The sequence below is a fragment of the Streptomyces sp. TN58 genome (genome assembly GCF_001941845.1).
Taxonomy (GTDB): Bacteria; Actinomycetota; Actinomycetes; order Streptomycetales; family Streptomycetaceae; genus Streptomyces.
Map to the genome: position 1 here is coordinate 4,366,411 of NZ_CP018870.1, position 13,338 is coordinate 4,379,748.

Consider the following 13,338-nt stretch of genomic DNA (forward strand, 5'->3'; position numbering starts at 1 on the left):
GAGTGTGCAGGATCCGACACACCCGACCGCGTGGGTCGGCAAAGTTCCAGGTTAGCTTCACTACACGGCACACAGAAACCGGAGAAGTAGTGCCTACGATCCAGCAGCTGGTCCGCAAGGGCCGGCAGGACAAGGTCGAGAAGACAAAGACTCCCGCGCTTGAGGCCTCGCCCCAGCGTCGCGGCGTCTGCACGCGTGTGTTCACGACCACCCCGAAGAAGCCGAACTCGGCGCTCCGTAAGGTCGCGCGTGTGCGTCTGACCTCCGGCATCGAGGTCACCGCTTACATTCCGGGTGAGGGACACAACCTGCAGGAGCACTCGATCGTGCTCGTGCGTGGTGGCCGTGTGAAGGACCTGCCGGGTGTTCGTTACAAGATCATCCGCGGTGCGCTTGACACCCAGGCTGTCAAGAACCGCAAGCAGGCCCGCAGCCGCTACGGCGCCAAGAAGGAGAAGTAAGAATGCCTCGTAAGGGCCCCGCCCCGAAGCGCCCGGTCATCATCGACCCGGTCTACGCATCTCCTCTGGTGACCTCGCTCATCAACAAGATCCTCCTGAACGGCAAGCGCTCCACCGCCGAGCGCATCGTCTACGGCGCCATGGAAGGCCTCCGCGAGAAGACCGGCAACGACCCGGTCATCACGCTGAAGCGCGCGCTGGAGAACGTCAAGCCGTCCCTGGAGGTCAAGTCCCGCCGTGTCGGTGGCGCGACCTACCAGGTCCCCGTCGAGGTCAAGCCGGGTCGCCAGTCGACCCTGGCCCTCCGCTGGCTCGTGGGTTACTCCCGCGCCCGTCGTGAGAAGACCATGACCGAGCGCCTCATGAACGAGCTGCTCGACGCCTCCAACGGTCTTGGCGCTGCCGTCAAGAAGCGCGAGGACACGCACAAGATGGCCGAGTCCAACAAGGCCTTCGCGCACTACCGCTGGTAGTCCCACCCCACATCGAGACCGAGAGAAGACCGAAGCCTTATGGCTACCACTTCGCTTGACCTGGCCAAGGTCCGCAACATCGGGATCATGGCCCACATCGACGCGGGCAAGACGACCACCACCGAGCGCATCCTGTTCTACACCGGTGTGTCGTACAAGATCGGTGAGGTCCACGACGGCGCTGCCACGATGGACTGGATGGAGCAGGAGCAGGAGCGCGGCATCACCATCACGTCCGCCGCGACGACCTGCCACTGGCCGCTCGAGGACGTCGACCACACCATCAACATCATCGACACCCCGGGTCACGTGGACTTCACGGTCGAGGTGGAGCGTTCGCTCCGCGTCCTCGACGGTGCCGTCACCGTGTTCGACGGTGTCGCCGGTGTGGAGCCGCAGTCCGAGACCGTTTGGCGTCAGGCGGACCGCTACGGCGTCCCGCGTATCTGCTTCGTCAACAAGCTCGACCGTACCGGTGCCGAGTTCCACCGCTGCGTCGACATGATCAAGGACCGCCTCGGCGCCGTCCCGATCGTCATGCAGCTCCCCATCGGTGCCGAGGCCGACTTCCAGGGTGTCGTCGACCTCGTCCGCATGAAGGCGCTCGTCTGGTCCGCCGAGGCGACCAAGGGCGAGATGTACGACATCGTCGACATCCCGGCCAGCCACACCGAGACCGCTGAAGAGTGGCGCGGCAAGCTGGTCGAGACCGTCGCCGAGAACGACGACGAGATCATGGAGCTCTTCCTCAACGGCGACGAGCCGACCGAGGAGCAGCTGCACGCCGCCGTCCGTCGCATCATCCTCGGCTCCGGCAAGGGCAAGGGCGAGCCCACGATCACCGCGGTGTTCTGTGGCACGGCGTTCAAGAACAAGGGCGTCCAGCCCCTGCTCGACGCCGTCGTCCGCTACCTGCCGTCGCCGCTGGACATCGAGGCCATCGAGGGCCACGACGTCCGCGACGCCGAGACGGTCGTGAAGCGCAAGCCGTCCGACGAGGAGCCCCTCGCCGCGCTCGCCTTCAAGATCATGAGCGACCCGCACCTCGGCAAGCTCACCTTCGTCCGGGTTTACTCGGGCCGCCTGGAGGCCGGCACCGCGGTGCTGAACTCCGTCAAGGGCAAGAAGGAGCGCATCGGCAAGATCTACCGCATGCACGCGAACAAGCGTGAGGAGATCGACTCGGTGGGCGCCGGCGACATCGTCGCCGTGATGGGCCTGAAGCAGACCACCACCGGTGAGACGCTGTGCGACGACAAGCAGCCCGTGATCCTGGAGTCCATGGACTTCCCGGCTCCGGTCATCCAGGTCGCCATCGAGCCCAAGTCCAAGGGTGACCAGGAGAAGCTGGGTGTCGCCATCCAGCGTCTCGCGGAGGAGGACCCCTCCTTCCACGTTCACTCGGACGAGGAGACGGGCCAGACCATCCTCGGCGGTATGGGCGAGCTGCACCTTGAGGTGCTGGTCGACCGTATGAAGCGCGAGTTCAAGGTCGAGGCCAACGTCGGCAAGCCGCAGGTCGCGTACCGTGAGACGATCCGCAAGGCCGTCGAGCGCCACGACTACACCCACAAGAAGCAGACCGGTGGTACCGGTCAGTTCGCCAAGGTGCAGATCGCGATCGAGCCCATCACCGAGGCCGACGGCCCGGCGTACGAGTTCGTGAACAAGGTCACCGGCGGTCGTGTGCCGAAGGAGTACATCCCTTCGGTGGACGCGGGTGCGCAGGAGGCCATGCAGTTCGGCATCCTGGCCGGCTACGAGATGACGGGCGTCCGCGTCACGCTTCTCGACGGTGGCTACCACGAGGTCGACTCCTCCGAGCTCGCCTTCAAGATCGCCGGTTCGCAGGCCTTCAAGGAGGCCGCGCGCAAGGCTTCTCCCGTGCTCCTTGAGCCGATGATGGCCGTCGAGGTCACCACGCCGGAGGAGTCCATGGGTGACGTCATCGGCGACATCAACTCCCGCCGTGGCCAGATCCAGGCCATGGAGGACCGTCACGGAGCCAAGATCGTCAAGGGCCTCGTGCCCCTGTCGGAGATGTTCGGCTACGTCGGCGACCTCCGCAGCAAGACCTCGGGTCGCGCCAGCTACTCGATGCAGTTCGACTCCTACGCCGAGGTTCCCCGGAACGTCGCCGAGGAGATCATCGCGAAGGCCAAGGGCGAGTAACTCTTCGGAGTACACGCTTTAGGCTTGTCACCGGCAGCCTCCGGGGCGACAGGAACCACTCCCGTCGCCCCGGGGACCGGCCGGCTTCCCAGCAAAGATCACCTGGCGCCGATCTGTAAGGCGTACAGAACCACTCTCCAGGAGGACCCCCGTGGCGAAGGCGAAGTTCGAGCGGACTAAGCCGCACGTCAACATCGGCACCATCGGTCACATTGACCACGGTAAGACGACCCTCACGGCCGCCATTACCAAGGTGCTGCACGACGCGTACCCGGACCTGAACGAGGCCTCGGCCTTCGACCAGATCGACAAGGCTCCCGAGGAGCGCCAGCGCGGTATCACCATCTCCATCGCGCACGTCGAGTACCAGACCGAGGCGCGTCACTACGCCCACGTCGACTGCCCGGGTCACGCGGACTACATCAAGAACATGATCACCGGTGCCGCGCAGATGGACGGCGCGATCCTCGTGGTCGCCGCCACCGACGGCCCGATGCCGCAGACCAAGGAGCACGTGCTCCTGGCCCGCCAGGTCGGCGTTCCGTACATCGTCGTCGCCCTCAACAAGGCCGACATGGTGGACGACGAGGAGATCCTGGAGCTCGTCGAGCTTGAGGTCCGCGAGCTGCTCTCCGAGTACGAGTTCCCGGGCGACGACCTGCCGGTCGTCCGCGTCTCCGCGCTGAAGGCCCTTGAGGGCGACAAGGAGTGGGGCGAGAAGCTTCTCGGCCTCATGACCGCCGTCGACGAGGCCATCCCGACCCCGCCGCGTGACACCGAGAAGCCGTTCCTCATGCCCGTCGAGGACGTCTTCACGATCACCGGTCGCGGTACGGTCGTCACCGGCCGTATCGAGCGTGGTGTCCTGAAGGTCAATGAGACCGTCGACATCATCGGTATCAAGGAAGAGAAGACCACCACCACGGTCACCGGTATCGAGATGTTCCGCAAGCTCCTCGACGAGGGCCAGGCGGGCGAGAACGTCGGTCTGCTCCTCCGTGGCATCAAGCGCGAGGACGTCGAGCGCGGCCAGGTCATCATCAAGCCCGGTTCGGTCACCCCGCACACCGAGTTCGAGGCCCAGGCCTACATCCTGTCGAAGGACGAGGGTGGCCGTCACACCCCCTTCTTCAACAACTACCGTCCGCAGTTCTACTTCCGTACCACGGACGTCACGGGTGTCGTCACCCTGCCGGCCGGCACGGAGATGGTCATGCCGGGCGACAACACCGAGATGTCGGTCGCGCTGATCCAGCCGGTCGCCATGGAGGAGGGCCTGAAGTTCGCCATCCGTGAGGGTGGTCGTACCGTGGGCGCCGGCCAGGTCACCAAGATCACGAAGTAATTCGTGTTCTGACCTGGTAGCTCGTTTCGCGAGCACCAAGTTGCACTGAAGGGCCCCGGCCCATCGCCTCGGCGGTGGGACGGGGCCCTTCGGCGTTCCCGGCGAGCGGCACCGGGTACGCAGGAGGGCCGCATCCCCTTCCGGGATGCGGCCCTCGTACGCGGTGCGGGGCCGGTCAGCTCACGCGAAGCGACTCGGTGAACTCGTTGCAGGCGGCGAAGTCCGGGAGCAGCCCGGTCGCGATGGCCTCGGCCAGCGACGGCGCGGCCTCGTCGCGCGCGGACAGCTGCGGGACCTCTGCCGGCCACTCGATGCCCAGGTCCGGGTCGAGCGGGTGGACCGAGTGCTCGCCGGTCGGGTTGTACGTCTCCGAGCACAGGTACGACAGTGTCGCGTCGTCGGTCAGGGCGCAGAAGCCGTGGCCGAGGCCCTCGGGGATGTAGACGGCGCGGCGGTCGGTGTCGTCGAGGCGGACGCCCTCCCACGTGCCGAAGGTGGGGGAGCCGACCCGGAGGTCGACGATGACGTCGAGCACGGCGCCGCGCACGCAGGTCACGTACTTGGCCTGGCCGCGCGGCACGTCGGCGAAGTGGATGCCGCGGACCACGCCGGCGGCGGAGACGGAGAGGTTCGCCTGGGCCAGGTTCAGCGGGTGGCCGACGACCTCCGCCAGGCGGTCGAAGCGGTACCACTCGGTGAACAGGCCGCGCGGGTCGCCGTGCAGCTGCGGGGTCACCTCGAAGGCGCCCGCGATGGAGAGTTCGCGGAACTTCACTTGCCCTCCTCCTCGTCGAGCAGGGCCAGGAGGTAGGTGCCGTAGCCGCTCTTGGTCAGCGGTTCGGCGAGCGCGCGGAGCTGGGCGGAGTCGATGAGGCCGGCCCGCCAGGCCGCCTCCTCGATGCAGCCGATCTTGAAGCCCTGGCGCTCCTCTATCACGCGGACGAACTCGGAGGCCTGGACCATCGAGACGAAGGTGCCGGTGTCGAGCCACGCGGTGCCGCGGTCGAGGATGGTGACGTTCAGTTCGCCGGCCTGGAGGTACGCGTCGTTGACGGCGGTGATCTCCAGCTCGCCGCGGGCGCTGGGCTTGAGCCCCTTGGCTATCTCCACGACCTGGTTGTCGTAGAAGTACAGACCCGGCACCGCGTAGCGGGACTTGGGCTTGACCGGCTTCTCCTCGATGGAGATGGCCTGGCCCTTCTCGTCGAACTCCACGACGCCGTAGGCGGTCGGATCCGCCACCGGGTACGCGAACACGCGGCCGCCCTTGGCGTCCGTGTGCTGGGCCAGGCGGGTGCCGAGGCCGCTGCCGTGGAAGATGTTGTCGCCGAGGATCAGCGCGACGGACTCGTCACCGATGAAGTCGGCGCCGAGGACGAAGGCCTGGGCGATGCCCTCGGGGCGCTCCTGGACGGCGTACTCCAGCCGCAGTCCGAACTGCGAGCCGTCGCCGAGCAGTCGCTCGAACTGGTCGCGGTCTTCAGGGGTGGTGATGATCAGGATCTCGCTGATGCCCGCCATCACGAGGGTGGAGAGCGGGTAGTAGATCATCGGCTTGTCGAAGACGGGCAGCAGCTGCTTCGAGACGGCCCGAGTCAGCGGCCAGAGTCGCGATCCGGTGCCACCGGCCAAAAGGATTCCACGCATGGGTGAACCCTATGCGAGAGGGCTGGGGCGGTCCGACCGTCCGGCGTGTGACGTTCGGCAGGCGGCTAGACTCTTCGTATTATGCGCATCCTCGTGACCGGCGGCGCCGGCTTCATCGGTTCAGAATTCGTCCGCCAGCAGCTCGGTGCAGACGCCACGGCGCAGATCACCGTCTTCGACAAGCTGACCTACTCGGGCGTCGAGGCCAACCTCGCTCCGGTCGCGGACCACCCCGGATACCGCTTCGTCAAGGGCGACATCTGCGACGCCGAGGCCGTCGACCAGGTGATGGCCGGCCACGACGTGGTCGTGCACTTCGCCGCCGAGTCCCACGTGGACCGGTCGATCGCCGGTGCGGGCCCCTTCGTCATGACGAACGTCGTCGGCACCCAGGTGCTGCTGGACGCCGCCCGCAAGCACGGCGTCGGCCGCTTCGTGCACATCTCCACCGACGAGGTGTACGGCTCGATCACCGAGGGCTCCTGGACCGAGGAGTGGCCGCTGGTGCCGAACTCCCCCTACTCCGCCTCCAAGGCGTCCTCCGACCTGCTGGCGCTGGCCTACGCGCGCACGCACGGCATGGACGTGGTCGTGACCCGCTGCTCCAACAACTACGGGCACTACCAGTTCCCGGAGAAGGTCATCCCGCTGTTCGTCTCGAACCTGATGGACGGCAGGAAGGTCCCGCTCTACGGCAACGGCGGCAACGTCCGCGACTGGCTGCACGTCTCCGACCACTGCCGCGGCATCGACCTGGCCATGCGCAAGGGCCGGGCCGGCGAGGTCTACAACATCGGCGGCGGCACCGAGCTCACCAACAAGGAGCTCACCGGCGTCCTGCTGGAGGCCGCGGGCCTGGGCTGGGACATGGTCGAGCACGTCGAGGACCGCAAGGGCCACGACCTGCGCTACTCCATCGACATCAGCAAGATCGGCGCCGAGCTGGGCTACGCCCCGCAGGTCACCTTCGAGGACGGCATCAAGGCCACCATCGACTGGTACCGCGAGAACCGCGCCTGGTGGGAGCCGCTGAAGGCGAAGGCGGCCCTGCAGAAGTGAGCACCAACCCACTGGCCGGGCGCTGGCTCGTCACCGGCGCCGGCGGGATGCTCGGCCAGGACGTCCTGGCCGTCCTGCGGCGCGCCCGCATCGAGGCCGTGGGCCTGCGCCGCGCCGACCTCGACATCACCGACCCGGCCGCGGTCCGGGCCGCGGTCGAGGGTGCCACCGTCGTCGTGAACTGCGCCGCCTGGACGGACGTCGACGGCGCCGAGACCGCCGAGGAGGCCGCGACCGCCGTCAACGGCACCGCCGTGCGCGTCCTCGCCGAGGCGTGCGCCGCCGCCCACGTACGCCTGATCCACGTCTCCACCGACTACGTGCTCCCCGGCGACGCCACGGAGCCGTACCGCGAGGACGCCGAGACCGGCCCGGTCAACGCCTACGGGCGCTCCAAGCTGGTCGGCGAACAGGCCGTCACCGAGCTGCTGCCGCAGGACGGCTACGTCGTACGGACCGCCTGGCTGTACGGCGAACACGGGCCGAACTTCGTCGCCACCATGCTGAAGCTCGCCGCCCAGCGCGACACCCTCGACGTGGTCGACGACCAGCACGGCCAGCCCACCTGGTCCCACGCGCTCGCCCGCCACCTGGTCGACCTCGGCCTGGCCGCCCTCAGGGGCCACGCCATGGGCGGGATCTACCACGGCACCGCGAGCGGCCGGACCACCTGGATGGGACTGGCCCGCGAGGCCTACCGGCTGAGCGGCCTGGACCCCGAGCGGATCCGGCCGACCACCTCCGAGGCGTTCGTCCGCCCCGCCACCCGCCCCGCCTTCAGCGTCCTCGCGCACGACGCGTGGAAGGAGGAGGCCGGCCTGGAGCCGCTCCCCGACTGGCGCGAGCAGCTGGAGAAGGCACTCGCCACCCCCGGCTTCGCCGCCCTCGCGAAGGCGGCCCGGGACGGCCGCACGGGATGAAGGCCCTGCTGAACAAGCTGACCGCGGCGCTGCCGCCGGGCACCGTCGCGGTGGCCGGCGGCACCGTCGTGCTCGGTGCCGCGTCCTACGCCCACCTCGGCGTGGCCGGTCACAGCCTGTCCGACGCGGGCTACGCCAACGTCTCGGTGCTGTGGACGATCGTGATGTCCCTCGGCATCGGCATCTTCTTCCCCCTGGAGCAGGAGCTCACCCGGATCGTCTCCGCCCGCGTGGTCCTCGGCCCCGGCGCGGCCCCGGTGCTGCGCCGCGCCGGCCTGCTGACCGCGGGCATCCTCGGCGCGACCCTGCTCGTCCTCGGCCTCGGCGCCGGCCCCCTCGCCGACCTGCTGTTCCACGGGGACCGAGCCCTGGTGGCGGCGCTCGGCGGGGCCTTCGCCGGCATGGCCGTCTGCTACCTGACCCGCGGTGTGCTGGCCGGCCTCGGCCGCTTCGGCGCGTACGGCGCCCAGCTCGCCGTCGACGGCGGCCTGCGGATCGTGCTCGCCTTCGGGTGCGCCCTCCTCGGACTGCACTCGGCTCTCGCCTTCAGCCTCATCCTGGCCGTCGCGCCCGTCGTCGCGACGCTGGTGACGCTGCCCGCGCTGCTGCGCGCCGTGGGCCCGGGCGAGCAGATCGCCTGGCGGGACCTGGCGGGCGGCCTCGGGCTGCTCGTCTGCGCGACCCTGCTGTCCCAACTGGTCGTCAACGCGGCCGTGATGAGCACCAAGCTGCTGGCCCCGTCCGACAGCGCGCTGATCGCGGCGCTGATGAGCGCGACCGTCCTCGCGCGGGTGCCGCTCTTCGTCTTCGGCTCGCTCCAGGCCTCGCTGCTCAGCGGCCTGACCGCCGCCTTCACCGCCGGCGACCGCGCGGCCTTCTGGGCGATGCTGCGCCGGATCGCCATGGTCGTCGCCGCACTCGGCCTGCTCGGCGGCGTGCCCGCCACGATCCTCGGCCCCTGGCTCATCGAGGTGCTGTTCGGCATCGAGGGCCCGGTGCTGGGGCGCTTCGACTTCTTCCTGCTGTCCGCAGGCACCGCCGCGTACATGTTCGCGATGGTCCTGGGACAGGCGCTGATGGTATTCAAGCGGCACAACCTGCAGTTGCTTGCCTGGGCCGTCGGTACCGCGGTCCTGGCGGGCATCACCCTGATCCCCGGCGAGGTGTCGATGCGCGTGATCGCCGCCTACGCCCTGGGATCGACGGCCACCGTGCTCGCTATGCTGACAGCCCTCAGGCTGAGCTTCTCCGGAGCCGCGGCCGCAGCCGGTGAAGCCCCCCGGCAGACGGCCGAAGCCGACGCCGCGGGCGTGGGCGCGGTCGGGAGATGAGCATGCCGGCCCACGACGTCACACCGATCACCGAGCACTCGTACGTGCCACTTTCCGCTGGAGCTACCGTGTCCCAATACGACGATGTCTGGCTGGTCATACCGGCCTATAACGAGGGCCAGGTGATCGCCGAGGTGGTCGAGGGGGCCCGCAAGACGTTCCCCAACATCGTCGTCGTCGACGACGGCAGCACCGACGACTCGGCCGAGCACATAGCCCACACGGGCGCCCACCTGGTCCGCCACCCGGTCAACCTCGGCCAGGGCGCGGCCCTCCAGACCGGTCTGAAGTACGCGCTCGCCCAGCCCGGCTCCCGCTACTTCGCCACCTTCGACGCCGACGGCCAGCACCAGACCAAGGACGTCGAGACGATGGTCGGCGTGCTGCGGCGGGACGAGGCCGACGTGGTCCTCGGCTCCCGCTTCATCGAGCAGAACGGCCAGGTGCCGTGGATCAAGCAGGTCGTCCTGCGCACGGCCGCCGCCGTGAGCCCCACCGCCCGCAAGCTCAAGCTCACCGACGCGCACAACGGCCTGCGCGTCCTGAGCCGCAAGGCCGCCGAGCAGCTGAACATCACCATGAACGGCATGGCGCACGCGTCCGAGCTCGTCGGCTTCCTGGCGGGCTCCGACCTGCGGGTGACCGAAGTGCCCGTGGACATCCTCTACACCGAATACTCGCGCTCCAAGGGACAGTCCCTCATCAACGGCGTGAACATCATCTTTGACATTTCGCTGCGGGAGCGTGGGCGTCGATGAAGTACTTCTGGATCCAGCTCGTCCTCATCGTCGGCTCCGTGTCGATGGCCCTGGTGTTCATCCGCACGTGGAGCCAGGCGAAGAACCGGGCCTGGAAGCGCATCGCCTTCTCCCTGTTCGTCATCGTCAACGTGTACGCCGTGCTCCGCCCGACGGACGTCACCTGGCTCGCCCAGCAGCTCGGCGTCGGCCGCGGCACCGACCTGGTGCTGTACGTGATGGTCCTCGCCATGGGCTTCCTCACGCTCAACACCTTCCTGCGGTTCCGCTCGCTGGAGAAGAAGATCACCGACCTCGCCCGGACGGTGGCCATCAACGAGGGCATGCGGCACAACGACGAGCGTCTGGGCGCAGAGCCCGACGCCGGCGCGGTCACCAGGGCGGACGCCGACTCCGACTCCGTGAAGGCCTGAGCACCATGGTGACCTTCGACTTCATGCTCCCCTACTACGGGGACGTGCAGCTGATGCAGGACGCCGTCCGCAGCGTCCTGGCGCAGACGGACCGCGACTTCCGCCTCGTCGTCATCGACGACGGCAAGGAGCCCGACGTACCGGGCTGGTTCGCCGGACTCGGCGACGACCGCGTGCACTACACGCGCAACGAGCAGAACCTCGGCATCACAAAGAACTTCCAGAAGTGCGTCCGGCTGTCCGAAGCCGACTACGTCGTCATCATGGGCTGCGACGACATCCTCCACCCGCACTACCTGGAGACCGTCCGCTCGATCATCGACGCCCAGCCGGGCATCGGCATGGTCCAGCCCGGCGTCGAGGTCATCGACGGCACCGGCCAGGTCACCCAGGGCTTGGCGGACAGCACCAAGAAGCGCCTGTACGCCCCGCAGGTCAAGGGCCGCCGCCTGATGGGCGGCGAGGAGCTGGCCGCCAGCGTGCTGCGCGGCAACTGGCTCTACTTCCCGTCGATCGCCTGGCGCGGAGAGGTGCTGCGCAAGGTGAACTTCCGGGACGACTACTCCGTCATCCAGGACCTCGCGCTCGTCGTCGACCTCCTCGAAGGCGGTGAGCAGATGGTCGTCGACAACACCGCGACCGTCTTCCAGTACCGCCGGCACGCCGTCAGCGAGTCGTCGGTCCAGGCCTTCTCCGGCACCCGCTTCGCCGAGGCCGAGCGGTACTTCTCCGCCGTCGCGGCCCGCATGGACGCCCGCGGCTGGCCGAAGGCGGCCCGCGCGGCCCGCTTCCACAGCGCCTCCCGGCTGCACGCCCTGACGATGCTCCCCGGAGCGCTGCGCAGCGGCAACAAGGCGGGCGCCCGCACCCTGGCCAAGCACGCCTTCACCTCCGGCCAGAACTGATCCGCCCCCGCCCCACCACGAAACGGACCGAGATGACACACCTGGCCCCCGAGCAGGTCGGCGACGCCGGCGCCCCGGCCCGGCGTCCTGGCGAACCGGCACAGGGCGAGGACCGCCCGTCCCCCTCGGGGATCCGGGCGTGGATGTCCCGGCGGTGGGTGCAGATCCTGGCCGAGGTCGTCGTCAGCGTGGTGGCGGCCCTCGGATTCACGCTGCTGAGCCGGCACGTCGGCGTCAACCCGATGAACCGCATCGGGCAGGTCAGCGGCCTCGCCAAGCTCCAGCTGTACGCGGCCGTCCTCGGCCTCCCCCTGCTCGGACTGCTGCTCTACACGGCCTACCGCGGCTCCGTCCGACGCCACGAACTCGTCAAGCGGCTGGTCTGCGCCGCCCTTGCCGGACTGGTCACCGGCATCGTGGCCGGCGGCGTCGTCGTCGCGCTGCGCGGCACCCCGCACCCCCTCGGCGGCCAGGAGGGCGACCCGAGCGTCCTGGTCGAGATGGCCAACTCCTTCCTCGCGGGCGAGGGCGTGTCCGGCATCTACCCGCCCGCCTTCCCGGCGCTGATCGCCCTGTGGGCCAAGGTCCGCTACGACGGCCTCGGCAGCTCGGGCTTCGCCCTGCACGACCTCCAGATCGTCTGCAGCGCCCTCGTCGGGCCGATGGCGTACCTGGCGTGGCGGCTGCTGCTGCGCCCCTTCTGGGCGCTGCTGATCGCCGTACCGTCGGCCGTGCTGTTCCTCGACCCGGTCCGCCCGTACAGCCACGTCGTGATGATCGTGCTGCTGCCGCTGCTCGGGTACTGCTTCCGCGAGCTGGGCCGGTCCGCCGGCCGCACCCCGAAGTCCCTGGTGCTGCGCGGCGCGGGCCTCGGCGCGATCTTCGGCGTGCTCTTCCTCTGGTACTCGGGCTGGTTCGTCTGGGCCGCGCCCGGCGCCGCCGTCCTCTTCCTCTTCGTCTTCCCGTGGCGGGCCGGTGCTGCCGCGGTGAAGCGGGCGGCGCTGTTCGTCGCCTCCGTCCTGGCCACGGCCGGGATCATCGGCGCCCCGCTGCTCTACCAGATGGTGCGGCTGGGCTCGCAGACCCCGGACCGGTACGCCTACCTCGGCGTGTACGCGGACCCGGGCTACGTCCTGGGGTGGATCTCCGACAGGACCGGCTACATCAAGTACAACCAGTGGCCCGTCTCCGGGGAGATGGCGGGCCAGACCGGCTTCGCGCTGCTGCTGATCCTCGGCGTGGGCCTCGGCATCGGCCTCGGCCTGCGCAACGTCATGGTCCGCACCGCCGCGGCGGTGCTCGCCGGCGCCTGGCTGGCCCGCTTCTGGTTCGCCTCGCACATGGCGCAGGACAAGGCGGTGCAGCTGTTCCCGCGGACCACCTGGATCATCATGTACGCGCTGATGATCCTGGCGGTCCTCGGCGTGATGGCGGCGGTCCAGCGCGGCTCCGGCTGGACCGAGCGGACCCTGCGGCCGGCGTCCGCCGCCCCGTCCGCGCGGGTCATCCCGCGCCGGACGATCCGTCAGCTCTCGGCCGGCATGGTCTGCGCGGTCGCGCTGTTCGCCACCATGGGCGCCTCCTGGTCGGCCAACCGCTACATGCCGACGCACGAGGACACCGACCTCATGGGCCTCGACGCCTGGCGCGCGCACAACATCAAGCTGCCCAACGGCAAGTGCCCGCGCTTCGCGCCGAACAAGGACTGCGAGGACCTCACCGTCAAGCTGTGGAAGCAGTTCGAGGACGACGGCGAGATCTGGTGCGCCAACATCGTGGCCGCGGAATGGCCCGCGATCTGCGGCCGCAAGGCACCGTTCAAGGACAAGTCGGTGGAATAGCACCGCTGTACGA

Annotated in this window: 13 protein-coding genes; 11 read left to right on the top strand and 2 right to left on the bottom strand. The window is 68.9% G+C overall.

All coding sequences use genetic code 11. The features are described 5' to 3' along the window. The first annotated feature begins 89 nt into the window (after positions 1-89). The 4 genes from rpsL (at position 90) to tuf (ending at position 4,451) form a co-directional block, all read left to right on the top strand. Positions 90-461, top strand: coding sequence for a 30S ribosomal protein S12 (rpsL, locus tag BSL84_RS19880; RefSeq protein WP_007265893.1), 372 nt, complete (start codon positions 90-92; stop codon positions 459-461). 2 nt (positions 462-463) lie between these two features. Beyond that, complete coding sequence (gene rpsG, locus BSL84_RS19885; RefSeq protein WP_007265894.1) at positions 464-934, top strand: 30S ribosomal protein S7; 471 nt, start codon at positions 464-466, stop codon at positions 932-934. A gap of 39 nt (positions 935-973) precedes the next feature. After that, the gene (fusA, locus tag BSL84_RS19890; protein WP_030026471.1) at positions 974-3,106 is read left to right on the top strand and encodes an elongation factor G; all 2,133 of its coding nucleotides are present in this window, start codon (positions 974-976) and stop codon (positions 3,104-3,106) included. Positions 3,107-3,257: 151 nt separating this feature from the next. Continuing rightward, the gene (tuf, locus tag BSL84_RS19895; RefSeq protein ID WP_030026472.1) at positions 3,258-4,451 is read left to right on the top strand and encodes an elongation factor Tu; all 1,194 of its coding nucleotides are present in this window, start codon (positions 3,258-3,260) and stop codon (positions 4,449-4,451) included. A gap of 175 nt (positions 4,452-4,626) precedes the next feature. Here tuf and rfbC read toward each other — a convergent pair whose 3' ends face one another. Then, a complete protein-coding gene (rfbC, locus tag BSL84_RS19900; protein ID WP_045322747.1) occupies positions 4,627-5,226 on the bottom strand; it encodes a dTDP-4-dehydrorhamnose 3,5-epimerase in 600 nt (199 codons plus the stop codon). Further along, entirely contained in the window at positions 5,223-6,098 is an 876-nt protein-coding gene (gene rfbA / locus BSL84_RS19905; protein ID WP_030026474.1) for a glucose-1-phosphate thymidylyltransferase RfbA, read from the bottom strand. The genes rfbC and rfbA overlap by 4 nt, the downstream gene beginning before the upstream one ends. A gap of 81 nt (positions 6,099-6,179) precedes the next feature. On the opposite strand from rfbA, the gene rfbB reads away from it, so the two are divergent. The 7 genes from rfbB to BSL84_RS19940 all read left to right on the top strand — a co-directional run bounded on the left by rfbB (position 6,180) and on the right by BSL84_RS19940 (position 13,325). After that, complete coding sequence (gene rfbB / locus BSL84_RS19910) at positions 6,180-7,157, top strand: dTDP-glucose 4,6-dehydratase (protein WP_030026475.1); 978 nt, start codon at positions 6,180-6,182, stop codon at positions 7,155-7,157. Then, a complete protein-coding gene (gene rfbD, locus BSL84_RS19915; RefSeq protein ID WP_030026476.1) occupies positions 7,154-8,077 on the top strand; it encodes a dTDP-4-dehydrorhamnose reductase in 924 nt (307 codons plus the stop codon). The genes rfbB and rfbD overlap by 4 nt, the downstream gene beginning before the upstream one ends. Beyond that, positions 8,074-9,408, top strand: a complete 1,335-nt coding sequence (locus BSL84_RS19920) for a lipopolysaccharide biosynthesis protein (protein WP_199838736.1) — start codon at positions 8,074-8,076, stop codon at positions 9,406-9,408. Before rfbD ends, BSL84_RS19920 begins: the two co-directional genes overlap by 4 nt. Before the next feature lie 68 nt (positions 9,409-9,476). Further along, complete coding sequence (locus BSL84_RS19925) at positions 9,477-10,166, top strand: glycosyltransferase family 2 protein (RefSeq protein WP_030026478.1); 690 nt, start codon at positions 9,477-9,479, stop codon at positions 10,164-10,166. Further along, complete coding sequence (locus BSL84_RS19930) at positions 10,163-10,579, top strand: DUF2304 domain-containing protein (RefSeq protein ID WP_030026479.1); 417 nt, start codon at positions 10,163-10,165, stop codon at positions 10,577-10,579. Before BSL84_RS19925 ends, BSL84_RS19930 begins: the two co-directional genes overlap by 4 nt. A gap of 5 nt (positions 10,580-10,584) precedes the next feature. After that, entirely contained in the window at positions 10,585-11,484 is a 900-nt protein-coding gene (locus BSL84_RS19935; protein WP_075970844.1) for a glycosyltransferase family 2 protein, read from the top strand. Positions 11,485-11,516: 32 nt separating this feature from the next. Next, a complete protein-coding gene (locus BSL84_RS19940; RefSeq protein ID WP_030026481.1) occupies positions 11,517-13,325 on the top strand; it encodes a hypothetical protein in 1,809 nt (602 codons plus the stop codon). Positions 13,326-13,338: the final 13 nt, after the last annotated feature.

What these genes read in the sequence shown, in the direction of transcription:
- rpsG (WP_007265894.1), top strand. Translation starts at nt 464, where the DNA reads ATGCCTCGTAAGGGCCCCGCCCCGAAGCGCCCGGTCATCATCGACCCG.
- fusA (WP_030026471.1), top strand. Translation starts at nt 974, where the DNA reads ATGGCTACCACTTCGCTTGACCTGGCCAAGGTCCGCAACATCGGGATC.
- rfbA (WP_030026474.1), bottom strand. Translation starts at nt 6,098, where the DNA reads ATGCGTGGAATCCTTTTGGCCGGTGGCACCGGATCGCGACTCTGGCCG.
- rfbB (WP_030026475.1), top strand. Translation starts at nt 6,180, where the DNA reads ATGCGCATCCTCGTGACCGGCGGCGCCGGCTTCATCGGTTCAGAATTC.
- BSL84_RS19920 (WP_199838736.1), top strand. Translation starts at nt 8,074, where the DNA reads ATGAAGGCCCTGCTGAACAAGCTGACCGCGGCGCTGCCGCCGGGCACC.
- BSL84_RS19930 (WP_030026479.1), top strand. Translation starts at nt 10,163, where the DNA reads ATGAAGTACTTCTGGATCCAGCTCGTCCTCATCGTCGGCTCCGTGTCG.
- BSL84_RS19935 (WP_075970844.1), top strand. Translation starts at nt 10,585, where the DNA reads ATGGTGACCTTCGACTTCATGCTCCCCTACTACGGGGACGTGCAGCTG.
- BSL84_RS19940 (WP_030026481.1), top strand. Translation starts at nt 11,517, where the DNA reads ATGACACACCTGGCCCCCGAGCAGGTCGGCGACGCCGGCGCCCCGGCC.